At 55.4% G+C, this 24,685-nt stretch carries 27 protein-coding genes; 24 read left to right on the plus strand and 3 right to left on the minus strand.

Translation table 11 applies throughout. From position 1 onward, the window contains the following. The first annotated feature begins 8 nt into the window (after positions 1-8). The 14 genes from eutT (at position 9) to eutR (ending at position 13,365) form a co-directional block, all read left to right on the plus strand. Complete coding sequence (gene eutT / locus SK39_RS18100) at positions 9-812, plus strand: ethanolamine utilization cob(I)yrinic acid a,c-diamide adenosyltransferase EutT (RefSeq protein ID WP_003838524.1); 804 nt, start codon at positions 9-11, stop codon at positions 810-812. Beyond that, positions 809-1,825, plus strand: a complete 1,017-nt coding sequence (gene pta, locus SK39_RS18105; protein WP_003847257.1) for a phosphate acetyltransferase — start codon at positions 809-811, stop codon at positions 1,823-1,825. The genes eutT and pta overlap by 4 nt, the downstream gene beginning before the upstream one ends. A 37-nt stretch (positions 1,826-1,862) precedes the next feature. Next, positions 1,863-2,156 (plus strand): ethanolamine utilization microcompartment protein EutM, encoded by a 294-nt coding sequence (eutM, locus tag SK39_RS18110; protein WP_003835054.1) that lies wholly within the window; start codon positions 1,863-1,865, stop codon positions 2,154-2,156. 114 nt (positions 2,157-2,270) lie between these two features. After that, positions 2,271-2,558 (plus strand): ethanolamine utilization microcompartment protein EutN, encoded by a 288-nt coding sequence (eutN, locus tag SK39_RS18115; RefSeq protein ID WP_003038011.1) that lies wholly within the window; start codon positions 2,271-2,273, stop codon positions 2,556-2,558. Between the two features lie 11 nt (positions 2,559-2,569). Then, a complete protein-coding gene (locus tag SK39_RS18120) occupies positions 2,570-3,973 on the plus strand; it encodes an aldehyde dehydrogenase family protein (protein ID WP_003038014.1) in 1,404 nt (467 codons plus the stop codon). A gap of 12 nt (positions 3,974-3,985) precedes the next feature. After that, entirely contained in the window at positions 3,986-4,825 is an 840-nt protein-coding gene (gene eutJ / locus SK39_RS18125) for an ethanolamine utilization protein EutJ (protein ID WP_003838530.1), read from the plus strand. After that, positions 4,815-6,002, plus strand: coding sequence for an ethanolamine utilization ethanol dehydrogenase EutG (gene eutG, locus SK39_RS18130; RefSeq protein ID WP_003038020.1), 1,188 nt, complete (start codon positions 4,815-4,817; stop codon positions 6,000-6,002). Before eutJ ends, eutG begins: the two co-directional genes overlap by 11 nt. Positions 6,003-6,121: 119 nt before the next feature. Next, a complete protein-coding gene (gene eutH / locus SK39_RS18135) occupies positions 6,122-7,354 on the plus strand; it encodes an ethanolamine utilization protein EutH (RefSeq protein ID WP_003038023.1) in 1,233 nt (410 codons plus the stop codon). Then, entirely contained in the window at positions 7,351-8,754 is a 1,404-nt protein-coding gene (eutA, locus tag SK39_RS18140) for an ethanolamine ammonia-lyase reactivating factor EutA (RefSeq protein ID WP_003838534.1), read from the plus strand. The genes eutH and eutA overlap by 4 nt, the downstream gene beginning before the upstream one ends. Before the next feature lie 11 nt (positions 8,755-8,765). Continuing rightward, positions 8,766-10,127, plus strand: a complete 1,362-nt coding sequence (eutB, locus tag SK39_RS18145; protein WP_003038029.1) for an ethanolamine ammonia-lyase subunit alpha — start codon at positions 8,766-8,768, stop codon at positions 10,125-10,127. Between the two features lie 20 nt (positions 10,128-10,147). Beyond that, entirely contained in the window at positions 10,148-11,038 is an 891-nt protein-coding gene (gene eutC / locus SK39_RS18150; protein WP_003038033.1) for an ethanolamine ammonia-lyase subunit EutC, read from the plus strand. Between the two features lie 9 nt (positions 11,039-11,047). Beyond that, positions 11,048-11,707, plus strand: a complete 660-nt coding sequence (gene eutL / locus SK39_RS18155) for an ethanolamine utilization microcompartment protein EutL (protein ID WP_003838537.1) — start codon at positions 11,048-11,050, stop codon at positions 11,705-11,707. An 11-nt stretch (positions 11,708-11,718) separates the two neighbouring features. Next, positions 11,719-12,264, plus strand: a complete 546-nt coding sequence (locus SK39_RS18160) for an ethanolamine utilization microcompartment protein EutK (RefSeq protein ID WP_003838538.1) — start codon at positions 11,719-11,721, stop codon at positions 12,262-12,264. 48 nt (positions 12,265-12,312) lie between these two features. Then, on the plus strand, positions 12,313-13,365 hold the full coding sequence (gene eutR, locus SK39_RS18165; protein ID WP_003038041.1) for an HTH-type transcriptional regulator EutR: 1,053 nt from the start codon (positions 12,313-12,315) through the stop codon (positions 13,363-13,365). 122 nt (positions 13,366-13,487) lie between these two features. On the opposite strand, the gene hemF is transcribed toward eutR, so the two are convergent. Continuing rightward, positions 13,488-14,387, minus strand: a complete 900-nt coding sequence (hemF, locus tag SK39_RS18170) for an oxygen-dependent coproporphyrinogen oxidase (protein WP_048217283.1) — start codon at positions 14,385-14,387, stop codon at positions 13,488-13,490. Positions 14,388-14,389: 2 nt separating this feature from the next. After that, positions 14,390-15,259 carry an N-acetylmuramoyl-L-alanine amidase AmiA gene (gene amiA / locus SK39_RS18175; protein ID WP_003038046.1) on the minus strand — a complete coding sequence of 290 codons (870 nt, stop codon included), beginning with the start codon at positions 15,257-15,259 and terminating at the stop codon, positions 14,390-14,392. A 211-nt stretch (positions 15,260-15,470) separates the two neighbouring features. Here amiA and SK39_RS18180 point away from each other — a divergent pair, with 211 nt between their 5' ends. The 10 genes from SK39_RS18180 to cysM all read left to right on the plus strand — a co-directional run bounded on the left by SK39_RS18180 (position 15,471) and on the right by cysM (position 23,872). Beyond that, complete coding sequence (locus tag SK39_RS18180) at positions 15,471-15,896, plus strand: GNAT family acetyltransferase (RefSeq protein ID WP_003038048.1); 426 nt, start codon at positions 15,471-15,473, stop codon at positions 15,894-15,896. Then, positions 15,883-16,332, plus strand: a complete 450-nt coding sequence (locus tag SK39_RS18185; RefSeq protein WP_003847269.1) for a DUF2919 domain-containing protein — start codon at positions 15,883-15,885, stop codon at positions 16,330-16,332. The genes SK39_RS18180 and SK39_RS18185 overlap by 14 nt, the downstream gene beginning before the upstream one ends. Before the next feature lie 59 nt (positions 16,333-16,391). After that, positions 16,392-16,967, plus strand: coding sequence for an RpoE-regulated lipoprotein (locus tag SK39_RS18190; RefSeq protein ID WP_016150735.1), 576 nt, complete (start codon positions 16,392-16,394; stop codon positions 16,965-16,967). A 93-nt stretch (positions 16,968-17,060) separates the two neighbouring features. After that, entirely contained in the window at positions 17,061-17,960 is a 900-nt protein-coding gene (gene yfeX, locus SK39_RS18195; protein ID WP_048210975.1) for a porphyrinogen peroxidase, read from the plus strand. 171 nt (positions 17,961-18,131) lie between these two features. Then, a complete protein-coding gene (gene ucpA, locus SK39_RS18200) occupies positions 18,132-18,923 on the plus strand; it encodes an SDR family oxidoreductase UcpA (protein WP_003038057.1) in 792 nt (263 codons plus the stop codon). Positions 18,924-19,080: 157 nt separating this feature from the next. Further along, a complete protein-coding gene (gene cysP / locus SK39_RS18205) occupies positions 19,081-20,097 on the plus strand; it encodes a thiosulfate/sulfate ABC transporter substrate-binding protein CysP (protein WP_003038059.1) in 1,017 nt (338 codons plus the stop codon). After that, on the plus strand, positions 20,098-20,931 hold the full coding sequence (cysT, locus tag SK39_RS18210) for a sulfate/thiosulfate ABC transporter permease CysT (RefSeq protein ID WP_003038061.1): 834 nt from the start codon (positions 20,098-20,100) through the stop codon (positions 20,929-20,931). Next, positions 20,931-21,806 carry a sulfate/thiosulfate ABC transporter permease CysW gene (gene cysW, locus SK39_RS18215; RefSeq protein ID WP_003838550.1) on the plus strand — a complete coding sequence of 292 codons (876 nt, stop codon included), beginning with the start codon at positions 20,931-20,933 and terminating at the stop codon, positions 21,804-21,806. The genes cysT and cysW overlap by 1 nt, the downstream gene beginning before the upstream one ends. Beyond that, positions 21,796-22,893 carry a sulfate/thiosulfate ABC transporter ATP-binding protein CysA gene (gene cysA / locus SK39_RS18220; RefSeq protein WP_003038066.1) on the plus strand — a complete coding sequence of 366 codons (1,098 nt, stop codon included), beginning with the start codon at positions 21,796-21,798 and terminating at the stop codon, positions 22,891-22,893. The genes cysW and cysA overlap by 11 nt, the downstream gene beginning before the upstream one ends. Before the next feature lie 67 nt (positions 22,894-22,960). After that, complete coding sequence (gene cysM, locus SK39_RS18225; protein WP_003838552.1) at positions 22,961-23,872, plus strand: cysteine synthase CysM; 912 nt, start codon at positions 22,961-22,963, stop codon at positions 23,870-23,872. Positions 23,873-23,963: 91 nt separating this feature from the next. Here the strand turns inward: cysM and SK39_RS18230 are convergent, their stop codons facing one another. Further along, on the minus strand, positions 23,964-24,680 hold the full coding sequence (locus tag SK39_RS18230; protein ID WP_032937821.1) for a type 1 glutamine amidotransferase: 717 nt from the start codon (positions 24,678-24,680) through the stop codon (positions 23,964-23,966). Between the last annotated feature and the right edge of the window lie 5 nt (positions 24,681-24,685).

Below are 24,685 nucleotides of genomic sequence, written 5' to 3' on the forward strand. Positions count from 1 at the left end.
GCGGATGTATGAAGGATTTCATTACCGAAGCATGGCTCAGAGCGAATCATACGCTCAGCGAAGGGGCTGAAATTCATCTCCCCGCTGACGCTCGCCTGACGCCGTCTGCCCGGGAATTACTGGAAAGCCGACATCTGCGCATTAAGTTTATTGACGAGCAGGGCAGCCTGTTTATTGATGACGAAGAACAGCAGCCGCAGCCGGTGCATGGGTTAACCAGCAGTGATACGCATCCACAGGCCAGCTGCGAACTGTGCCATCAACCGGTGGCGAAGAAACCGGACACCCTGACGCATCTGACGGCGGACAAGATGGTCGCCAAAAGTGACCCTCGGCTGGGATTTCGCGCCGCGCTGGACAGCACCATCGCCCTGGCCGTGTGGTTGCAGATTGAGATGGCAGAACCGTGGCAGCCGTGGCTGGCGGATATCCGCTCGCGCCTGGGCAATATTATGCGCGCAGACGCCATGGATGAGCCGCTGGCAGCACAAGCTGTCGTGGGTTTAAGTGACGAAGATTTACACCGTCTTTCGCATCAACCGCTGCGCTATCTGGACCACGACCATCTGGTGCCTGAAGCCAGCCATGGACGTGATTGCGCGCTGCTTAATCTGCTGCGTACCAAAGTCCGTGAAACGGAGACGGTGGCGGCCCAGGTATTCATCACTCGCAGTTTTGAGGTTATACGACCGGACATTATGCAGGCGCTCAACCGCCTTTCCAGTACGGTCTACGTGATGATGATTCTGAGTGTTGCAAAGCATCCGCTGACGGTTAGTCAAATTCAACAGAGACTGGGGGAGAAGCAATGATCATTGAACGTGCTCGTCAACTCGCCCAACGCTCACCTGCACGAGTAGTGTTCCCGGATGCGCTGGATGTCCGGGTGCTGAAGGCGGCGAATTACCTGCATCAGCACGGTCTGGCACGCCCCATTCTCGTCGCCAGCCCGTTTGCGCTACGCCAGTTTGCGCTCAGTCATCGCGTAGCCATGGATGGTATTCAGGTTATTGATCCACAAAGCAATGTACAGATGCGTGAAGAGTTTGCCCTGCGCTGGCGGGCAACGGCGGGTGAAAAAACGCCGCCGGATGCGCGGGAGAAGCTCAACGATCCGCTGATGTTTGCCGCCGCGATGGTCAGTGCCGGTAAAGCCGATGTGTGTATTGCGGGCAACCTGTCATCAACGGCAAACGTGCTGCGTGCAGGATTGCGCATTATTGGATTACAGCCTGGTTGCAAAACGCTGTCGTCAATTTTCCTGATGCTGCCGCAGTATCTCGGGCCGTCATTAGGATTTGCAGACTGTAGCGTTGTGCCGCAGCCCACCGCTGCACAGCTGGCGGATATCGCCATCGCCAGCGCTGAAACCTGGAAGGCGATCACAGGTGAAGAGCCGCGCGTGGCCATGCTGTCGTTTTCAAGTAATGGCAGTGCTCGCCATCCTAACGTCGCTAACGTGCAGCAGGCGACCGAGATCGTTCGTGAGCGTGCCCCGCAGCTTACCGTGGACGGTGAACTGCAATTTGATGCCGCCTTTGTTCCGGATGTCGCTGCGCAAAAAGCGCCCGCCAGTCCGTTAAAGGGCAATGCCAATGTGATGGTCTTCCCATCGCTGGAGGCAGGCAATATTGGCTACAAAATCGCTCAGCGTCTGGGAGGATATCGCGCAGTAGGGCCATTGATTCAGGGGCTTGCCGCACCGCTTCATGATCTCTCTCGTGGCTGTAGCGTACAGGAAATTATCGAACTGGCGTTGGTGGCAGCAGTGCCGCGCCAGACTGACATGAGTCGTGAAAACGCCTCGCACACACTGGTTGTATAAGGTCCCGTTCAGGACCCCTTAATGAGAGGAAAACACAATGGAAGCATTAGGAATGATTGAAACCCGGGGCCTGGTTGCACTGATTGAGGCTTCTGACGCAATGGTTAAAGCGGCACGCGTGAAACTGGTTGGCGTGAAGCAGATCGGTGGCGGTCTGGTCACTGCCATGGTCCGTGGCGACGTAGCGGCATGTAAAGCTGCAACGGACGCAGGTGCTGCGGCAGCACAGCGTATTGGCGAGCTGGTTTCAGTGCACGTGATCCCGCGTCCACACGGCGATCTGGAAGAAGTGTTCCCGATCAGCTTTAAAGGCGACAGCAACGACATGTAAGTCGTCCATGTGACGCCACAGACTTCATTGCTGGCGTCACCCTCTCTCCTTTTCACATTACCTTCTGCGGAGGGTAGGGGGAGGTTTTACCTGAAATATGCCACGGAGGCGCGTATGAAACTGGCAATCGTTACAGGACAAATTGTTTGTACCGTACGCCATCAGGGGCTCGCGCACGACAAGTTGCTGATGGTGGAAATGATTGACGCCCAGGGAAATCCCGACGGGCAATGTGCTGTTGCTATCGACAGCATCGGGGCGGGAACCGGAGAGTGGGTGCTGCTGGTCAGCGGAAGCTCCGCCCGTCAGGCGCACCGGAATGAATCATCGCCTGTCGATCTGTGCGTGATTGGCATTGTCGATGAAGTGGTGGCAGGTGGTCAGGTGATCTTCCATAAATAAGGCAGAAAATCATGAATCAACAGGATATTGAACAGGTCGTGAAAGCGGTACTGCTGAAAATGAAAGACAGCAGCCAACCCGTCAGTGCCGTTCAAGAAATGGGCGTTTTTGCCTCCCTGGATGACGCAGTGGCGGCAGCAAAACTGGCCCAGCAGGGGCTGAAAAGCGTCGCTATGCGCCAACTGGCTATCACGGCGCTACGTGAGGCGGGCGAAAAGCACGCCAGAGAATTAGCGGAACTTGCCGTCACTGAAACCGGCATGGGACGCGTCGAAGATAAATTTGCCAAAAACGTGGCGCAGGCGCGCGGCACGCCGGGTGTGGAATGCCTGTCTCCACAGGTTCTGACCGGTGATAACGGTCTGACGCTGATTGAAAACGCGCCGTGGGGCGTGGTGGCCTCGGTAACCCCATCTACCAACCCGGCCGCGACCGTCATTAACAACGCCATCAGCCTGATTGCCGCTGGAAACAGCGTGGTTTTCGCACCGCATCCGGCGGCGAAAAAAGTCTCTCAGCGCGCTATCACTCTGCTTAACCAGGCGGTAGTTGCCGCAGGCGGTCCGGCAAACCTGTTGGTGACAGTTGCCAACCCAGATATCGAGACTGCCCAACGTCTGTTCAAGTACCCTGGTATCGGCCTGCTGGTGGTGACCGGTGGTGAAGCCGTAGTAGATGCCGCGCGTAAGCACACCAACAAACGTTTGATTGCCGCTGGCGCAGGTAATCCGCCGGTGGTGGTTGATGAAACGGCTGACCTGGCACGCGCGGCGCAGTCGGTAGTTAAAGGTGCATCGTTTGACAACAACATCATCTGCGCTGACGAAAAAGTGCTGATCGTGGTCGATAGCGTCGCTGATGAACTGATGCGTCTGATGGAAAGCCAGCATGCGGTGAAACTCACCACGGCCCAGGCCGAACAGCTGCAGCCGGTGCTGCTGAAAAATATCGATGAGCGCGGTAAAGGCACGGTCAGTCGTGACTGGGTAGGTCGTGACGCAGGCAAAATCGCTGCGGCGATTGGTCTGAACGTACCGGAGCAAACCCGTCTGTTATTCGTCGAAACCTCCGCGACGCATCCGTTTGCCGTCACCGAACTGATGATGCCGGTTCTACCAGTCGTGCGGGTCGCTAACGTCGATGAAGCCATTGAACTGGCGGTCAAGCTTGAAGGCGGTTGCCACCATACGGCGGCGATGCACTCGCGCAATATCGACAACATGAACCGTATGGCAAACGCCATTGATACCAGCATCTTCGTTAAGAACGGACCGTGCATTGCCGGTCTTGGACTCGGCGGCGAAGGCTGGACCACGATGACCATTACCACACCAACCGGGGAAGGGGTGACCAGTGCGCGTACGTTTGTGCGTCTGCGTCGCTGTGTGTTGGTAGACGCCTTCAGAATTGTATAAGGAGTAAATGAGATGGCGCACGACGAACAACGTTGGTTGACACCCAGACTGCTAAAAGCGGCAACGCTATGTAACCAGACGCCCACAAAGAGCGATTCACCGCTGTGGTTGGGCATTGATTTGGGAACGTGTGATGTGGTGTCGATGGTTGTGGACAGTGACGGACAGCCGGTCGCGGTTTGCCTGGACTGGGCCGATGTCGTGCGCGATGGCATCGTCTGGGATTTCTTTGGTGCGGTGACCATCGTTCGTCGCCATCTCGATACGCTCGAACAACAGCTGGGTTGCCGCTTTACCCATGCGGCAACCTCATTTCCACCGGGAACTGACCCTCGCATCTCTATTAACGTGCTGGAGTCTGCCGGGCTTGAAGTGAGCCATGTGCTCGACGAACCGACAGCGGTGGCGGATCTGTTGCAGCTCGATAACGCCGGCGTGGTGGATATTGGTGGTGGCACTACCGGGATTGCGATCGTTAAACAAGGCAAGGTGACCTACTCCGCTGATGAAGCAACCGGTGGGCATCATATCTCTCTGACGCTGGCCGGGAACCGTCGTATCCAGTTAGAAGAAGCCGAGCAGTACAAGCGTAGCAATGGCAAAGAAATCTGGCCGGTGGTGAAGCCTGTTTACGAAAAAATGGCGGAAATCGTGGCTCATCATATTGCGGGTCAGGGCGTTACCGATTTATGGCTGGCCGGTGGTTCCTGCATGCAGCCGGGCGTTGATGAGCTGTTCCGTAAGCGTTTCCCGGAACTGCAGGTGCATTTACCCCAGCACAGCCTGTTTATGACCCCGCTGGCGATTGCCAACAGCGGAAAAGAAAAAGCGGAAGGAATCTATGCAAGCTGAATTGCAGACCGCGCTCTTTCAGGCATTCGATACCCTGAATCTGCAACGCGTAAAAACGTTTAGCGTTCCACCGGTCACCCTTTGTGGGCTGGGAGCGCTCAGTACCTGCGGACAGGAAGCACAAACGCGCGGATTGACGCATATGTTCGTCATGGTGGACAGCTTCCTGCATCAGGCGGGGATGACCGCCGCGCTGGAACGCAGTCTGGCGATGAAAGGCGTGGCGATGACGCTGTGGCCATGTCCGGTAGGCGAACCGTGTATTACGGATGTCTGCGCGGCGGTCGCGCAATTGCGTGAATCGAAGTGCGATGGCGTTGTGGCCTTTGGTGGTGGCTCCGTACTGGATGCCGCCAAGGCAGTGGCGTTGCTGGTGACCAACCCCACTCAGACGCTGGCAGACATGGACGAGCGCAGCGCGTTACGCCCACGTCTGCCGCTGATTGCCGTACCGACTACCGCCGGAACGGGCTCAGAAACCACCAACGTCACGGTAATAATCGACGCCGCGACTGGACTCAAAAAAGTGCTGGCCCACGCAACCCTGATGCCGGATGTGGCGATCCTGGACGCTGCATTGACGGAAGGCGTGCCTGCACATGTAACGGCAATGACCGGGATTGATGCACTGACGCACGCCGTTGAAGCGTATAGCGCGCTGAACGCGACGCCGTTTACCGACAGTCTGGCGATTGGCGCGATTGCGATGATAGGTAAATCGCTGCCGAAGGCCGTCGGCTACGGTCAGGATCTGGCGGCGCGCGAAAGCATGCTGCTGGCTTCCTGTATGGCCGGGATGGCGTTTTCCAGCGCAGGGCTGGGCCTGTGCCATGCGATGGCGCACCAGCCGGGAGCGACGTTGCATATCCCACACGGACAGGCTAACGCCATGCTGCTTCCTACGGTAATGGGGTTCAACCGCATGGTGTGTCGTGAGCGCTTCAGCCATATCGGACGCGCGTTAACCAACAAGAAATCGGACGATCGTGATGCTATCAACGCGGTCAGCGAGTTGATTAGCGAAGTGGGCCAGACCAAACGGCTCTCAGACGTTGGAGCAAAACCCGAGCATTACAGCGCATGGGCACACGCCGCGCTGGAGGATATTTGTATTCGCAGTAACCCACGCACCGCCACGCAGGAACAGATTATCGACCTGTACGCGGCTGCCGGGTAATGCCTGTAGGCCGGATAAGGTGCTCGCACCGCCATCCGGTAATAACACGGCGTTAATGCCGGAGGCGACGTAAACGTCTTATCCGGCCTACAAATCACAAATGACAGGGAGTAGGGGCTATGGGAATTAACGAAATCATCATGTACATCATGATGTTCTTTATGCTGATTGCCGCCGTGGACAGGATCCTGTCGCAGTTCGGCGGTTCGGCGCGCTTCCTCGGTAAGTTCGGTAAGAGCATTGAGGGATCGGGCGGTCAGTTTGAAGAAGGCTTTATGGCAATGGGCGCGCTGGGTCTGGCGATGGTCGGTATGACCGCGCTGGCGCCGGTACTGGCGCATGTGCTCGGGCCGGTAATTATTCCGCTGTACGAAATGCTGGGCGCGAACCCGTCGATGTTTGCCGGAACGCTGCTGGCGTGCGATATGGGCGGCTTCTTCCTGGCGAAAGAGCTGGCGGGCGGCGATGTGGCGGCGTGGTTGTACTCTGGCCTGATTCTCGGCGCGATGATGGGGCCGACGCTGGTGTTCTCCATTCCGGTTGCGCTGGGAATTATTGAACCGTCTGACCGTCGTTATCTGGCGCTGGGCGTGCTGGCCGGTATTGTCACCATTCCGATTGGCTGTATTGCGGGTGGTCTGGTCGCGATGTACTCCGGTGTGGAAATCAACGGTCAGCCGGTGGAGTTCACCTTTGCGTTGATCCTGATGAACATGATTCCGGTGCTGATCGTAGCCGTGCTGGTGGCGCTGGGACTGAAATTCATCCCGGAAAAAATGATCAACGGCTTCCAGATCTTCGCCAAGTTCCTGGTAGCGCTGATCACCCTCGGTCTGGCTGCGGCAGTCATCAAGTTCCTGCTCGGCTGGGAGCTGATTCCAGGTCTTGATCCTATTTTCATGGCGCCAGGCGACAAGCCGGGTGAAGTGATGCGCGCCATCGAAGTTATCGGTTCTATCTCCTGTGTGCTGCTGGGTGCCTACCCGATGGTGCTGCTGCTGACCCGCTGGTTTGAAAAACCGCTGATGAGCGTCGGCAACCTGTTAAAAGTCAATAACATTGCTGCTGCGGGTATGGTGGCAACGCTTGCCAACAACATCCCAATGTTCGGCATGATGAAAAACATGGATACCCGCGGCAAAGTGATCAACTGCGCCTTTGCGGTTTCCGCGGCCTTCGCTCTGGGTGACCACTTAGGTTTCGCCGCTGCCAACATGAACGCCATGATCTTCCCGATGATTGTCGGCAAGCTGATCGGCGGCGTGACGGCGATTGGCGTGGCTATGCTGTTAGTACCGAAAGACGAAGATGTTCCGGCACCAGCAGAAACCAATCCGGAGGCGCAATCGTGAATACTCGCCAGCTACTCAGCGTCGGTATCGATATCGGCACCACCACCACTCAGGTGATCTTCTCGCGCCTTGAGCTGGTTAACCGTGCGGCAGTGTCGCAGGTGCCGCGCTACGAATTCATCAAACGCGAAATTAGCTGGCAAAGCCCGGTGTTCTTTACCCCCGTTGATAAGCAGGGCGGGTTGAAAGAGGCCGAACTGAAAGCACTGATCCTCGCCCAGTATCAGGCGGCGGGGATTGCGCCGGAAACGGTTGATTCCGGCGCGATCATCATTACCGGGGAAAGTGCCAAAACGCGCAACGCGCGCCCGGCGGTGATGGCGCTCTCCCAGTCGCTGGGGGATTTCGTGGTTGCCAGCGCCGGTCCGCATCTGGAATCAGTGATTGCCGGTCACGGTGCGGGGGCGCAAACCCTGTCCGAGCAGAAGTTGTGCCGCGTACTGAATATCGACATCGGCGGCGGTACGTCGAACTACGTTCTGTTCGATGCCGGAAAAGTCAGCGGATCGGCCTGTCTGAATGTCGGCGGACGGCTACTGGAAACGGACGGTCAGGGGCGCGTGGTGCATGCGCATCAGCCGGGACAAATGATTGTGGATGACGTATTTGGTCCAGGCACTGATGCCCGAACCCTCAATGCGGCGCAGCTTGTTCAGGTGGCCCGACGGATGGCGGCGCTGATTGTGGAGGTGATTGACGGCACGCTTTCACCGCTGGCACAGGCGCTGATGCAAACCGCTCTGTTACCGGAGGGCGTGAAGCCGGAAGTGATTACGTTGTCCGGCGGGGTGGGCGAGTGCTACCGCAACCAACCTGCCGATCCGTTCTGTTTTTCCGACATTGGGCCGCTGTTAGCGACGGCGCTGCATGAACATCCGCGCCTGCGTGAGATGAACGTGCAGTTCCCGGCGCAAACCGTGCGCGCCACGGTGATTGGCGCCGGTGCGCATACGCTGTCGCTTTCGGGCAGCACTATCTGGCTGGAGGGTGTGGCGCTTCCGCTGCGCAATCTGCCAGTGGCGATTCCGGTTGATGAGGCTGATCTGGTGGCCGCCTGGCAACAGGCACTAATGCAGCTCGATCTGGACCCGCAAACGGACGCCTACGTGTTGGCGCTGCCCGCTTCTCTGCCGGTGCGCTACGCCGCGCTGTTAACGGTGATTGATGCGTTGCTGGCCTTTGTCGCGCGCTATCCGAATCCGCATCCCCTGCTGGTGGTAGCCGAGCAGGATTTTGGTAAAGCCCTGGGCATGCTGTTACGCCCACAGTTACAGCAACACCCGCTGGCGGTCATCGATGAGGTGGTTGTCCGGGCGGGGGACTATATCGACATTGGTACGCCTCTTTTTGGCGGATCGGTTGTGCCGGTGACGGTGAAATCACTCGCATTTCCTTCCTGAGGGAACGACTTATGAAACTAAAGACCACATTGTTCGGCAATGTTTATCAGTTTAAGGATGTTAAAGAGGTGCTGGCAAAAGCCAACGAACTGCGTTCGGGGGATGTGCTGGCAGGTGTCGCTGCAACCAGTTCGCAAGAGCGCGTGGCGGCTAAGCAGGTGCTGTCGGAAATGACGGTAGCGGATATCCGTAATAACCCGGTGATTTCCTATGAAGAGGACTGCGTGACGCGTCTGATTCAGGATGACGTCAACGAAACGGCCTATAACCGCATCAAAAACTGGAGTATCAGCGAGCTGCGCGAGTACGTGCTGAGCGATGAAACCTCTGTTGATGACATTGCGTTTACGCGTAAAGGGTTAACGTCGGAAGTGGTCGCTGCGGTAGCAAAAATCTGCTCTAACGCGGACCTGATCTACGGTGGTAAGAAAATGCCGGTGATCAAAAAGGCTAACACCACCATCGGTCTGCCGGGCACCTTTAGCTGCCGTTTGCAGCCGAACGATACCCGTGACGATGTGCAGAGTATTGCGGCGCAAATCTATGAAGGACTGTCCTTCGGAGCGGGCGATGCGGTGATCGGTGTCAACCCGGTCACAGATGACGTGGAAAACTTAAGCCGCGTGCTCGATACCGTGTATGGCGTTATCGACAAGTTCAATATTCCGACCCAGGGCTGCGTACTGGCGCACGTCACCACCCAGATTGAAGCAATTCGTCGCGGTGCGCCGGGCGGGCTGATTTTCCAAAGTATCTGCGGTAGCGAAAAAGGCTTGAAAGAGTTTGGCGTTGAGCTGGCCATGCTGGATGAAGCGCGTGCAGTGGGTGCTGAGTTCAACCGTATCGCCGGGGAAAACTGCCTGTACTTTGAAACCGGGCAAGGGTCTGCGCTCTCCGCTGGCGCTAACTTTGGTGCCGATCAGGTGACGATGGAAGCGCGTAACTACGGGCTGGCGCGTCACTACGATCCGTTCCTGGTGAACACCGTGGTGGGCTTTATCGGGCCGGAATATCTCTACAACGATCGTCAGATTATTCGCGCGGGCTTAGAAGATCACTTCATGGGCAAGCTGAGCGGCATCTCAATGGGCTGCGACTGCTGCTACACCAACCATGCTGATGCTGACCAGAACCTCAATGAAAACCTGATGATTCTGCTCGCCACCGCTGGCTGCAACTACATCATGGGCATGCCGCTCGGTGACGACATCATGCTCAACTACCAGACCACCGCCTTCCACGACACCGCGACCGTGCGCCAGTTGCTGAACCTGCGCCCGTCGCCGGAGTTTGAACGCTGGCTGGAAACCATGGGCATTATGGCAAACGGTCGCCTGACCAAACGGGCGGGCGATCCGTCACTGTTCTTCTGATGACGCGGGGATGACACACGATGGATCAAAAACAGATTGAAGAAATTGTACGCAGCGTAATGGCGTCAATGGGAGAGCCGCAGGTTCAAGCGCCATCAGCGGAAGTGAAATGCAGCACTACGCAGTGCGCCGCGCCGACCGGTGAAAGCTGTGCGATGGACTTAGGTTCAGCTGAAGCGAAAGCGTGGATTGGCGTTGAGAATCCGCATCGTGCAGAGGTATTGACCGAACTGCGCCGTAGCACCGCTGCGCGTGTATGTACCGGTCGTGCCGGTCCACGTCCGCGTACCCAGGCGCTGCTGCGCTTCCTTGCTGACCACTCGCGTTCGAAAGATACGGTATTGAAAGAAGTGCCGGAAGAGTGGGTAAAAGCCCAGGGACTACTGGAAGTGCGCTCGGAAATCAGCGACAAAAACTTGTATCTGACGCGCCCGGACATGGGACGTCGTCTGAGTGCGGAAGCCATTGAAGCACTGAAATCACAGTGTGTAATGAATCCGGATGTGCAGGTGATTATTTCTGATGGTCTGTCTACTGACGCCATCACCGCCAACTACGAAGAGATCCTGCCGCCGTTGTTGTCGGGCTTAAAACAGGCCGGATTGAAGGTCGGGACGCCGTTCTTTGTTCGCTATGGGCGCGTGAAAATTGAAGATCAGATCGGCGAACTGCTGGGTGCAAAAGCGGTGATCTTGCTGGTTGGTGAGCGTCCGGGCCTCGGCCAGTCGGAAAGTCTTTCTTGCTACGCCGTCTATTCGCCGCGTGTGGCAACCACCGTTGAGGCTGACCGTACCTGCATCTCGAACATTCACCAGGGCGGTACGCCACCGGTTGAAGCGGCGGCGGTGATTGTGGATTTGGCCAAGCGCATGCTGGAGCAAAAAGCATCCGGCATCAATATGACCCGTTAAGGAGGCATCATGCCAGCATTAGATTTGATTAGACCTTCAGTCACCGCGATGCGTGTGATTGCTTCGGTAAATGACGGTTTTGCCCGCGAACTTAAATTACCGCCACATATACGTAGCCTCGGACTCATCACAGCAGACTCTGATGACGTGGCGTATATTGCCGCAGATGAAGCGACAAAACAGGCGATGGTGGAAGTGGTTTATGGCCGCTCGCTGTATGCCGGTGCGGCGCACAGTCCCTCTCCAACCTCGGGCGAAGTGCTGATTATGCTCGGTGGACCAAACCCGGCCGAAGTTCGCGCGGGTCTGGACGCGATGGTGGCCAATATTGAAAGCGGTGCGGCATTCCAGTGGGCGAATGACGCAGAAGATACCGCCTTCCTGGCGCATGTGGTTTCGCGTACCGGTTCGTATCTTTCCGCGACCGCGGGATGCCGACTGGGCGATCCGATGGCGTATCTGGTAGCACCGCCGCTGGAAGCGACATTTGGTATTGATGCCGCGCTGAAATCTGCCGATGTACAACTGGTAACCTATGTACCACCGCCGTCAGAAACCAACTATTCAGCAGCGTTTTTGACCGGTAGCCAGGCCGCTTGTAAAGCCGCATGTAACGCCTTTGCCGATGCCGTTCTGGATATTGCCCGTAATCCAATCCAGCGCGCGTAAGAGAGGTAGTGATGATCAATGCACTGGGATTACTGGAAGTGGATGGCATGGTGGCTGCCGTGGACGCGGCCGATGCCATGCTGAAAGCCGCGAATGTGCGCCTGCTTAGCCACGAAGTGCTCGATCCTGGTCGGCTGACGCTGGTGGTGGAAGGCGATCTGGCGGCATGCCGAGCAGCGCTGGATGCTGGCAGTGCAGCTGCAGCGCGTACAGGCCGTGTTATCAGCCGTAAGGAAATAGGCCGGCCGGACGATGACACCCAGTGGCTGATCGGCGGTTTTAAACGCCAGCCGAAGAAACCAGAACCGAAGAAACCAGAGCAGAAGCCTGAAGTGAAGTCAGATGTGGCCCCAGAGAAGACGCAGGAAGCACCTGTGTCATCTGAATCCTCTGATGAATTGCTGGCGCTGTTAACATCGGTCCGTCAAGGAATGACGGCAGGGGAAGTGGCTGCCCACTTTGGCTGGTCACTTGATGAAGCCAGAAATGCGCTGGAACAGCTCTTTTCTGACGGAGCGTTGCGTAAACGCAGTAGTCGCTATCGCTTAAAAAATTAACCTGTCGGAGGGCCGGGGGCTTCGTTGAAGCTTCCGGCTTAAAAGATCATGAAAAAGAACCGTACTGCAAACTTGCACCATCTTTATCATGAAGTATTACCCGAAGACGTTAAATTGACGCCGAAAGTGGAAGTGGACAACGTTCACCAACGGCGAACAACGGATGTGTATGAGCACGCGCTGACGATTACAGCCTGGCAGCAGATCTACGACCAGCTGCATCCGGGAAAATTTCATGGCGAGTTCACGGAAATCCTGCTCGATGATATTCAGGTGTTCCGTGAATACACCGGACTGGCGCTGCGTCAGTCATGCCTTGTCTGGCCAAACTCATTTTGGTTTGGCATTCCGGCCACGCGCGGCGAGCAGGGATTTATTGGTACCCAGTGTTTGGGTAACGCTGAAATTGCCACCCGCCCAGGCGGGACGGAGTTTGAACTAAGTACGCCGGATGACTACACCATTTTGGGGGTCGTCATTTCTGAAGAGGCCATTGCCCGTCAGGCCAACTTCCTGCATAACCCGGAAAGGGTGTTGCATATGCTGCGCAACCAGTCGGCGCTGGAAGTGAAAGAACAACACAAAGCCGCGCTATGGGGCTTTGTGCAGCAGGCGCTGGCGACGTTTAGCGAAAACCCGGAAAACCTTCGCCAACCTGCGGTACGCAAAGTGTTGGGCGATAACCTGCTGCTGGCGATGGGGACTATGCTGGAAGAAGCGCAGCCGATTATGACTGCGGAGAGCATCAGCCATCAGAGCTATCGTCGCTTGCTGTCGCGTGCGCGCGAATATGTGCTGGAAAATATGTCAGAGCCGCTGACCGTGCTCGACTTATGCAATCAACTGCACGTTAGCCGCCGGACGTTGCAAAATGCCTTTCACGCCATCCTCGGTATTGGCCCAAATGCCTGGTTGAAACGTATTCGCCTGAACGCCGTGCGCCGTGAGTTGATAAGCCCGTGGTCGCAGAGTGCGACGGTGAAAGACGCCGCCATGCAGTGGGGATTCTGGCATTTAGGGCAGTTTGCTACCGACTACCAGCAACTGTTTGCGGAGAAACCTTCGTTGACGCTGCATCAGCGTATGCGCCAGTGGGCGTGATGGTATAGCTTGAGTAGGCCTGATAAGGCGTTAGCCGCCATCAGGCAATTGTGCTTGCTGCGCTGCCGGATGGCGACGCCTTGCGTCTTATCCGGCCTACGAATTGTGTCGCTATCAGGCCATTACACCCAGTCGCGGACCTGAATAAACTCGCTAAGGGCGGCTTCCGGGCTGTTCGCTTCTGGCTGCCAGTCATACTCCCAGCGTACCAGCGGCGGCATCGACATCAGAATCGATTCCGTGCGCCCGCCGGTTTGCAAACCAAATAATGTGCCGCGATCCCACACCAGGTTAAATTCCACATAGCGTCCGCGACGATAAAGCTGAAAATTGCGTTCACGCTCGCCCCAGCTCATTGCTTTGCGGCGCTCGACGATGGGCAAATACGCCTCGGTATAACCCTTTCCAACAGCCTGCATAAAGGCGAAGCAGTGGTCGAAATCTGGCGTATTCAAATCATCGAAGAACAGCCCGCCAATGCCGCGCTGCTCGTTGCGGTGTTTGAGGAAGAAGTAGTCATCGCACCACTTTTTGTAACGGGGATAAATATCTTCGCCGAACGGCTGGCATAGATCCCGCGCCGTGCGGTGCCAGTGAACTGCATCCTCATCAAAGCCGTAGTAGGGAGTTAAGTCAAAGCCGCCGCCAAACCACCACACCGGGTCGGCGTCAGGTTTCTCCGCGATAAAAAAACGTACGTTGGCATGGCTGGTCGGAATGTAAGGATTCTGCGGATGCACCACCAACGAGACGCCCATCGCTTCAAAGCTACGCGCGGCAAGCTCCGGGCGATGCGCAGTAGCCGAGGCCGGCATTGCATCGCCATGGACATGAGAGAAGTTGACGCCTGCTTGCTCGAAAATACCGCCGTTACGCAACACTCGACTGCGCCCGCCGCCGCCCGCTTCGCGTTGCCAGTTATCCTCAACAAATTCGGTGCCGTCTACGGTGGATAACTGCTGACAAATCTCATCCTGCAGGCTGAGCAGGAACTGTTTTACGCGTTGTACATCGGGCTTCATGGTTAACGTTTCTTCGAGTGTGCTTTCTGGTTATCAAACCAGTGGAAGTAGCTGATGATGCCATTGGCGATAGCGGTGGCGATTTTCTGACGAAACGCAGCCGTCCCCAGTAATCGTTCTTCTTCCGGGTTGGTGATGAACGAGGTTTCGACCAGGACCGACGGAATCGAAGGTGATTTTAGCACCACGAAGGCGGCTTGTTCCGTGCTGCGACTATGCAGACGGTGTACCGGCTTGATCTTCTTAAGAATATGCGAGCCTAACGTCAGGCTGTTTTTTATGGTGTCAGTTTGCACCAGATCGAACAGCACCTGCTGCAACAAATGATCTTTGTCGGTGGCCTTCTTCCCGGCGACTTCATCGGCCCGGTTTTCACGATCGGACAGATATTTCGCCATGGCGCTACTGGCACCGCGATTGGATAAGGCAAAGACCGAAGCACCCGCAGCGCTCGGATTGGTAAAACCGTCGGCGTGGATCGACATGAAAAGATCTGCGCCATGTTTGTGGGCGATCTCGACGCGATCGTAGAGCGGAATAAACGTATCGCCGGAGCGGGTCAGGCGGGCATCAATCCCCTGGTTGCGTAGGATCGAGCGCACGTTTTTGGCAATCGCCAGCACCACGTGCTTTTCTTTCGATCCGTTGCGACCAATTGCACCGGTATCAATCCCGCCGTGCCCCGGATCAAGAACAACAACGCGCTTAGCGCCTGATTTTTTCGCTTTCGGTTTGCTGTGTCCATTACTGGTCTTTAGCGCTTCTTCTTTAGCGATGGCTTGCGACATGCCTGACAGCGTCAGGGCGGCCAGCCCGGCTTTCAGCACCTGGCGGCGCGATGTGAGTGTTTTTAGTGGTTTAAAAGTGCTCATACGGCCTGAGTTGTAAAAAAAGGTTCTAAACGTTATATCGTATCGCGTAGTCCGTTGCGACGGATCGAGATAAGAATTGTTTTACTTTTCATTTCAATACGTGACAATTCCGTATTATGCCATTTTTTCCGCCGCTTCGCGTCAGATATTGGCTAAATCAGCCGTTCGCGCCATAATCGCTTTTTAACGTCCTGAAAAGGTAACCAATACCATGGAAATACGCGTTTTTCGCCAGGAAGATTTCGAAGAGGTGATCACCCTCTGGGAGCGTTGTGATTTGCTGCGTCCATGGAACGACCCTGAAATGGACATCGAACGTAAAGTCAATCATGACGTCAGCTTATTCCTCGTCGCTGAAGTGAACGGTGAGGTGGTCGGTACGGTGATGGGCGGATACGACGGGCACCGCGGTTCCGCCTATTACCTGGGCGTGCATCCTGAGTTTCGCGGTCGCGGTATCGCTAATGCGCTACTCAACCGGTTGGAGAAAAAGCTCATTGCCCGCGGTTGCCCGAAGATTCAAATCATGGTGCGTGACGATAACGACGTCGTACAGGGCATGTATGAACGTCTGGGCTATGAACATGCGGATGTACTCAATCTGGGCAAGCGTTTGATTGAAGATGAAGAGTACTGAGTTTCATCCGGCCGACTATGACGGTCATGGGCGTCTGCGCCTGCCTTTTCTCTTCTGGTGCGTACTGTTGTTGCAGGCACGCACCTGGGTTTTGTTTGTGATTGCCGGTTCTTCTCGTGAGCAGGGCAACACGTTGCTGAATCTGTTTTATCCCGATCATGACGCATTCTGGCTGGGTTTGCTCCCCGGCGTTCCCGCCGTGTTGGCGTTTTTACTCAGCGGGAGACGCTTTGCGTTTCCGGGAATCTGGCGCTGGCTGCGCGGATTATTGATTCTCGCTCAACTGGTGCTGCTGTGCTGGCAGCCGGTGATGTGGCTGGCAGGCGATCCGCTCAACGGTGTCGGGCTGGCGCTGCTGGTGGCGGATATCGTCGCATTGATCTGGCTGTTAACCAATCAACGTCTGCGCGCCTGTTTTTCCCTTGAGAAAGAATAACGGCACTTTTTGGGGAAACCGGACTCCAAGCAACGTTGATAAATAAGGAAGGAAGTGAAATGAAATCACTGCGTTTGACTTTATGCGCGATGCCGCTGCTACTGGCCGGGTGTTCAACGTTGTCCTCGGTGAACTGGTCTGCCGCCAATCCGTGGAACTGGTTTGGTTCTTCAACGCAGGTCACAGAGCAGGGCGTCGGAGCGTTAACGGGCGCGACACCGCTGGATGAAAAAGCCATTGCTGATGCGCTGGACGGTGATTACCGCCTGCGTAGCGGGATGAAGACTGATAACGGAAATGTGGTGCGCTTCTATGAAGCGATGAAAGACGACAAGCTGGCGATAGTCATCAATGGCAGCCAGGGAACCATTAGTCGTATTGATGTGTTAGACCACGATATTTCGTCAGTCGCGGGTGTCGAAATCGGTACACCGTTTAGCGACCTTTACACTAAAGCTTTCGGTAATTGCCAAAAGGCAACCGGCGATGACAGCGCGGGCGTTGAGTGTAAAGCTGAAGGAAGTCAACATATTAGCTATATTTTTTCCGGTGAATGGAGCGGGCCTGAAGATATAATGCCATCTGACGACACGCTGAAAGCGTGGAAAGTAAGCAAAATTATCTGGCGGCGTTAATTTGCGTCTGAACAAATCGGCTTGTTAAAAAAACAGGTAGAATAGCGCCCATCAATGCCACGATGTCGTGGCATCTTTTTTTCAGGAGGAACAATGTCTCAGGTTCAGAGTGGCATTTTGCCAGAACATTGCCGTGCGGCGATTTGGATTGAAGCCAATGTTAAAGGCGACGTTGAGGCCCTGCGTGCGGCCAGCAAAACCTTCGCCGATAAGCTGGCGACCTTTGAAGCTAAGTTCCCGGATGCGCATCTGGGCGCGGTTGTCGCTTTTGGCAACAACACCTGGCGTACATTGAGCGGCGGCGTCGGTGCTGAAGAGTTAAAAGACTTTATCCCTTACGGTAAAGGTCTGGCACCAGCAACCCAATATGACGTGTTGATCCATATTCTCTCTTTGCGTCATGACGTGAATTTCTCCGTTGCGCAGGCGGCAATGGAAGCATTTGGCGACTGTATTGAAGTCAAAGAAGAAATCCACGGTTTCCGTTGGGTCGAAGAGCGCGATCTCAGCGGCTTTGTTGACGGTACGGAAAACCCGGCAGGCGAAGAAACGCGCCGTGAAGTCGCCGTTATCAAAGATGGTGTGGATGCCGGTGGCAGCTATGTGTTTGTGCAGCGTTGGGAACATAACCTGAAGCAGCTTAATCGCATGAGCATCCATGACCAGGAAATGATGATTGGCCGCACCAAGGAAGCCAACGAAGAGATCGACGGTGATGACCGTCCGGTCACCTCTCACCTGAGCCGTGTTGACCTCAAAGAAGACGGTAAAGGGCTGAAAATTGTGCGCCAGAGCCTGCCATACGGCACTGCCAGCGGCACGCATGGTCTCTATTTCTGCGCCTACTGCGCCCGTCTGCACAACATTGAACAACAGTTGCTGAGCATGTTTGGTGACACCGACGGTAAGCGTGATGCAATGCTGCGCTTCACCAAACCGGTAACCGGCGGCTATTACTTTGCACCGTCGCTGGACCGTTTAATGGCGCTGTAATGGCGATCTGATCCTGTTATCGGCCACGAAATAGACATCCCCGCATCGTCGGGGATTTTTTTACCTGAGATTAACCTGATTTAGTGAGCTATTCCTCAGCACTAATTTGTTATTGCTGTATCTTCTGCGTGAATGAAGCGAAGGCTTCATATTCAAAAGGAGAATATTGAAATGGGAAAACTCACGGGCAAAACAGCATTGATTACGGGCGCATCTCAGGGTATTGGCGAGGGTATCGCCAGAACGTTTGCCCGCCATGGTGCGAACTTAATTCTGCTGGATATCTCCGATGAGATTGAAAAACTGGCGGATGAGTTGGCTGGGCGAGGGCACCGTTGCACAGCCGTTCACGCTGACGTCAGAGATTTTGCGTCGGTCAAGGAAGCGGTGATGCGCGCGAAGCAGATTGAAGGCAAAATCGATATTCTGGTGAACAATGCCGGCGTATGCCGCCTCGGCAACTTCCTTGATATGAGCGATGAAGATCGCGATTTCCACATTGATATCAACATTAAAGGCGTCTGGAATGTGACGAAAGCCGTTCTGCCGGAGATGATTGCGCGCAAAGATGGGCGCATCGTGATGATGTCATCGGTGACCGGCGATATGGTTGCCGACCCGGGCGAAACGGCCTACGCACTGTCGAAAGCCGCAATCATCGGTTTGACCAAATCCCTGGCGGTAGAATATGCGCAGTCAGGCATTCGCGTTAATGCCATTTGCCCAGGCTACGTTCGTACGCCGATGGCGGAAAGCATTGCGCGTCAATCTAACCCGGAAGATCCTGAATCCGTATTAGTCGAAATGGCGAAAGCGATCCCGATGCGTCGTCTGGCCTGTCCGCTTGAGGTCGGTGAACTGGCGGCGTTCCTGGCCTCGGATGAGTCCAGTTACTTAACTGGCACGCAAAACGTGATTGATGGCGGTAGCACCCTGCCAGAAAGCGTTAGCGTCGGCGTCTGATTGATGCCGGTCTCCTCCTCACTCGATGTGGGGAGGGATTCTCTTATTCTCTTTTCAACTTTCAAATCATCAAACGGTATATAAAACCGTTACTCCTTTAGCACTGGTTATAAATATGATGACCATAAGAAAGTCATTAAATTTATAAGGGTGCGCAATGGCCGTTAACTTACTGAAAAAAAGAACACTGACGCTGGCAGCCATGCTGTTGCTGGTGGGGCAGGCGCAGGCAACGGAACTGCTGAACAGTTCATACGATGTTTCCCGTGAGCTTTTTGCCGCCCTTAATCCGCCGTTTGAACAGCAATGGGCGAAGGATAACGGCGGTGACAAACTGACGATTAAACAATCTCATGCCGGGTCATCAAAACAGGCTCTGGCGATTCTGCAGGGGCTGAAAGCCGATGTGGTGACCTATAACCAGGTCACCGACGTGCAGATCCTGCATGACAAAGGCAAACTGATCCCCGCCGACTGGCAAAGCCGCCTGCCGAATAACAGCTCGCCGTTCTATTCCACCATGGGTTTCCTGGTGCGTAAGGGGAATCCGAAAAACATTCATGACTGGAATGACCTTGTGCGTTCTGATGTGAAACTGATTTTCCCGAACCCAAAAACCTCCGGTAACGCGCGCTATACCTATCTGGCGGCGTGGGGTGCTGCGGATAAAGCTGACGGTGGTGATAAAACCAAAACCGAACAGTTCATGACCCAGTTTCTGAAAAACGTCGAAGTGTTTGATACCGGCGGTCGCGGTGCTACCACCACCTTTGCAGAGCGCGGTCTGGGCGATGTGCTGATCAGCTTCGAATCAGAAGTGAACAACATTCGTAAACAGTATGAAGCGCAGGGTTTTGAAGTGGTTATCCCGAAAACCAATATTCTCGCTGAATTCCCGGTAGCCTGGGTAGATAAAAATGTGCAAGCCAACGGTACTGAAAAAGCAGCTAAAGCGTACCTGACCTGGCTGTACAGCCCACAGGCGCAAACCATTATTACCGATTTCTACTACCGCGTGAATAACCCGCAGGTGATGGACAAACAGCAAGATAAATTCCCGCAGACCGAATTGTTCCGTGTGGAAGATAAGTTTGGTTCGTGGCCTGAAGTGATGAAAACACACTTTGTCAGCGGTGGAGAGCTGGACAAACTGCTGGCGGCGGGGCGTAAGTAAATGTTTGCTGTTTCTTCCCGACGCGTGCTGCCCGGCTTCACCTTAAGCCTGGGCACAAGCTTACTGTTTGTCTGCCTGATATTGCTGCTGCCGCTGAGCGCGCTGGTGATGCAACTGGCGCAAATGAGCTGGGCGCAATACTGGGATGTGATTACCAATCCGCAGGTGGTGGCGGCTTATAAAGTGACGCTGCTGTCGGCGTTTGTCGCGTCGATTTTTAACGGCGTGTTCGGTTTGCTGATGGCGTGGATCTTAACCCGCTATCGCTTTCCGGGCCGTACGCTGTTGGATGCACTGATGGATCTGCCGTTTGCGCTGCCTACAGCGGTGGCGGGTCTGACGCTGGCGTCGCTGTTTTCGGTTAATGGCTTCTACGGCGAGTGGCTGGCGAAGCTGGATATCAAGGTGACCTACACCTGGCTTGGTATCGCGGTGGCGATGGCGTTTACCAGCATTCCGTTTGTAGTGCGTACCGTCCAGCCGGTGCTGGAAGAATTAGGTCCCGAATATGAAGAAGCCGCAGAAACGCTCGGTGCTACGCGCTGGCAGAGTTTCCGTAAAGTGGTGCTGCCGGAGCTGTCCCCCGCGCTGGTGGCGGGCGTTGCGCTTTCGTTTACCCGAAGCCTCGGTGAGTTTGGCGCGGTTATCTTTATCGCTGGGAACATCGCATGGAAAACGGAAGTAACCTCGCTGATGATTTTTGTTCGCTTGCAGGAGTTTGACTACCCGGCCGCCAGCGCGATTGCTTCTGTGATCCTCGGGGCTTCGTTGTTGCTGCTGTTTTCAATTAACACCCTGCAAAGTCGCTTTGGTCGACGTGTGGTAGGTCACTGATGGCAGACATTACCCAATTGAAACGCTATGGCGCACCCCGCATCAACTGGGGTAAATGGTTTCTGATCGGCACGGGCATGCTGGTCTCCGCGTTTATTTTGCTGGTGCCGATGATTTACATCTTCGTGCAGGCGTTCAGCAAGGGATTAATGCCGGTATTACAGAACCTGGCAGACCCGGACATGCTGCATGCCATCTGGCTGACGGTGCTGATTGCGCTGATTGTGGTGCCGGTGAACCTGGTGTTTGGTGTGTTGCTGGCCTGGCTGGTGACCCGTTTTAACTTCCCAGGACGCCAACTTCTGCTGACGTTACTGGATATTCCGTTTGCCGTCTCGCCGGTGGTTGCCGGCCTGGTGTATCTGCTGTTTTACGGCTCTAACGGTCCGCTGGGTGGATGGCTGGATGAGCATAATCTGCAAATTATGTTTGCCTGGCCGGGGATGGTGCTGGTGACGGTATTCGTGACCTGTCCGTTTGTGGTGCGCGAGTTGGTGCCGGTGATGTTAAGCCAGGGTAGTAATGAAGATGAAGCGGCTGTGTTGCTGGGCGCGTCCGGCTGGCAGATGTTCCGCCGCGTTACGCTGCCGAATATTCGTTGGGCGCTGCTGTACGGCGTGGTGTTGACCAACGCCCGTGCGATTGGCGAGTTTGGCGCGGTGTCGGTGGTATCCGGCTCGATTCGCGGCGAAACCCTATCGCTACCGCTACAAATTGAATTACTGGAGCAGGACTACAACACGGTCGGCTCTTTTACCGCCGCGGCGCTATTAACGCTGATGGCGATTATTACCCTGTTTTTGAAGAGCATGTTGCAATGGCGTCTGGAGAACCAGGAGAAACGCGCGCAGCAGGAGGAAAATCATGAGCATTGAGATTGCCAATATTAAGAAGTCTTTTGGTCGCACCCAGGTGCTGAACGATATCTCGCTGGATATTCCTTCAGGTCAGATGGTCGCGCTGCTGGGGCCATCCGGCTCGGGCAAAACCACGCTGCTGCGCATTATTGCCGGGTTGGAGCATCAGTCCAGCGGGCATATCCGTTTTCACGGCACCGACGTCAGTCGTTTGCATGCTCGCGACCGTAAAGTGGGATTCGTATTCCAGCACTATGCGCTGTTTCGTCATATGACCGTTTTCGACAATATCGCGTTTGGTCTGACGGTTCTGCCACGGCGTGAGCGTCCAAATGCGGCGGCCATCAAAGCAAAAGTCACCAAACTGCTGGAGATGGTTCAATTGGCTCATCTGGCGGACCGCTTCCCGGCGCAGCTTTCTGGTGGGCAAAAGCAGCGTGTGGCGTTGGCGCGTGCGCTGGCGGTAGAGCCGCAGATCCTGCTGCTCGATGAGCCGTTTGGCGCGCTCGATGCGCAGGTGCGTAAAGAGCTGCGTCGTTGGCTGCGTCAGCTGCATGAAGAGCTGAAGTTCACCAGCGTGTTTGTTACCCACGACCAGGAAGAAGCGACGGAAGTTGCCGATCGCGTGGTGGTGATGAGTCAGGGTCATATCGAGCAGGCTGATGCGCCGGATCAAGTTTGGCGCGAACCGGCTACCCGTTTTGTGCTGGAATTTATGGGGGAGGTTAACCGCCTGCAGGGGACGATTCGCGGCGGCCAATTCCACGTGGGCGCACACCGCTGGCCGCTGGGTTATACGCCTGGTTATCAGGGACCGGTTGATCTGTTCCTGCGTCCGTGGGAAGTGGACGTCAGCCGTCGTACCAGCCTGGATTCGCCGTTGCCGGTACAGGTACTGGAAGCCAGCCCGAAAGGACACTACACCCAATTAGTTGTGCAACCGCTGGGGTGGTATAACGAACCGCTGACGGTCATCATGCAGGGCGATGATTCCCCAAGCCGCGGCGAGCGGCTGTTTGTCGGGCTGCAAAATGCGCGTCTGTATAACGGCGACCAGCGCATTGAAACGCGTGAAGAGGAACTTGCTCTGGCGCAAAGTGCCTGATAGGTTAAAAAGTATGTTTATCGCCCGGTAAGCGCTGCGCCCCCGGGCTTTTTTACGAGCTCAAAACGTGAACACATTAGAACAAACAATTGGCAATACGCCTCTGGTGAAACTACAACGTCTGGCGCCGGATAACGGCAGTGAAATTTGGGTCAAGCTGGAAGGCAATAATCCCGCGGGTTCGGTGAAAGACCGGGCTGCGCTGTCGATGATTGTCGAAGCGGAAAAACGTGGAGAAATTAAGCCTGGTGATGTGCTGATCGAGGCTACCAGCGGTAATACCGGAATTGCTCTGGCAATGATCGCCGCGCTGAAGGGCTACCGCATGAAGCTGCTGATGCCAGACAACATGAGCCAGGAGCGCCGAGCGGCGATGCGTGCTTACGGGGCTGAACTGGTTCTGGTGACCAAAGAGCAGGGGATGGAAGGCGCGCGTGACTTAGCTCTTGAAATGGCGCAGCGCGGAGAAGGTAAACTTCTCGACCAATTTAATAATCCGGATAACCCGTACGCGCATTACACCACCACCGGACCGGAAATCTGGCAGCAGACGTCAGGTCGTATTACCCACTTTGTCTCCAGTATGGGAACAACAGGCACCATTACTGGTGTGTCGCGTTTTCTGCGTGAGCAAGAAAAAGCGGTTACTATCGTTGGCCTGCAGCCGGAAGAGGGCAGTAGTATTCCGGGAATTCGCCGCTGGCCTGCGGAATATATGCCGGGCATTTTTAACGCCTCGCTGGTGGATGAGGTATTGGATATTCATCAGAACGATGCGGAAAACACCATGCGCGCGCTGGCGGTGAAAGAGGGTGTGTTCTGCGGCGTCAGTTCCGGCGGCGCAGTAGCCGGAGCGATTCGCGTGGCCGAACAAAATCCGGGAGCGGTGGTGGTGGCGATCATCTGCGATCGCGGCGATCGCTACCTTTCAACCGGCGTGTTTGGCGAAGAGCACTTTAACCAGGGATCAGGGATTTAGTTTGTAGGCCTGATAAGCATATTGCCATCAGGCAAACGTACGACACGATCGCCGGATGACGACGTAAAGCGTCTTATCCGGCCTGCCATAATCAATCGTTACGTTTTTCCACAAGCTTATCAAGGAATTGCCACAGCTTCTCATTCATCTGCTGATAATCCCATGCGCGCATCTCTTCAACGGAGCGGATGAAGCGCTTGCCTTTAGCTTCCGCCAGTTCTTGTTCGGAGTGTTGAATAAGCCCTTCTATAGCATCAGCCGTAAATTCCATATGGCACTGAAAACCATAGACGAAATTACCGTATTGTACGATTTGTCGCGGGCAGCCCTCGCTTGTGGCGAGAATTGTCGCCTGGTCGGTTAATCCAGGCATATCGTTGTGCCAGTGACCGACGGTAAGCGGTGAACCAAAATGGCTGAACAACGGATGCTGTTGGCCTGCTTCGGTCAGGGTGATCGGGTAGTGACCAATCTCTTTTTCCGGACTCTGGCACACCTTCGCACCCAGCGCTTCGCCGATTAACTGTGAACCCAGGCAGATCCCCACCACAATTTTACGTGCCGCAATCGCCTGATTGATCAGATGCTGCTCGGCCTGAGAATCAAAGTACGGGCACTCTGCCAGCGTGGTCCGGGGGGACTGCGGACCGCCAAACACCACCAACATATCGAAGCCATCCGCGTTCGCAGGGACCGTTTCCCCGGCGTAAACGTGCGACCAGGTGATGGTATAGCCGCGTGATTCAGCCCACGGCAGATACGCGCCAGCAGATTCAAAAGACTCATGAATAACAAAATGAACTCGCACTTTTT

Source organism: Citrobacter sp. BIDMC107, from assembly GCF_001037575.1.
In the GTDB taxonomy this organism is placed as follows: Bacteria; Pseudomonadota; Gammaproteobacteria; order Enterobacterales; family Enterobacteriaceae; genus Citrobacter; species Citrobacter freundii.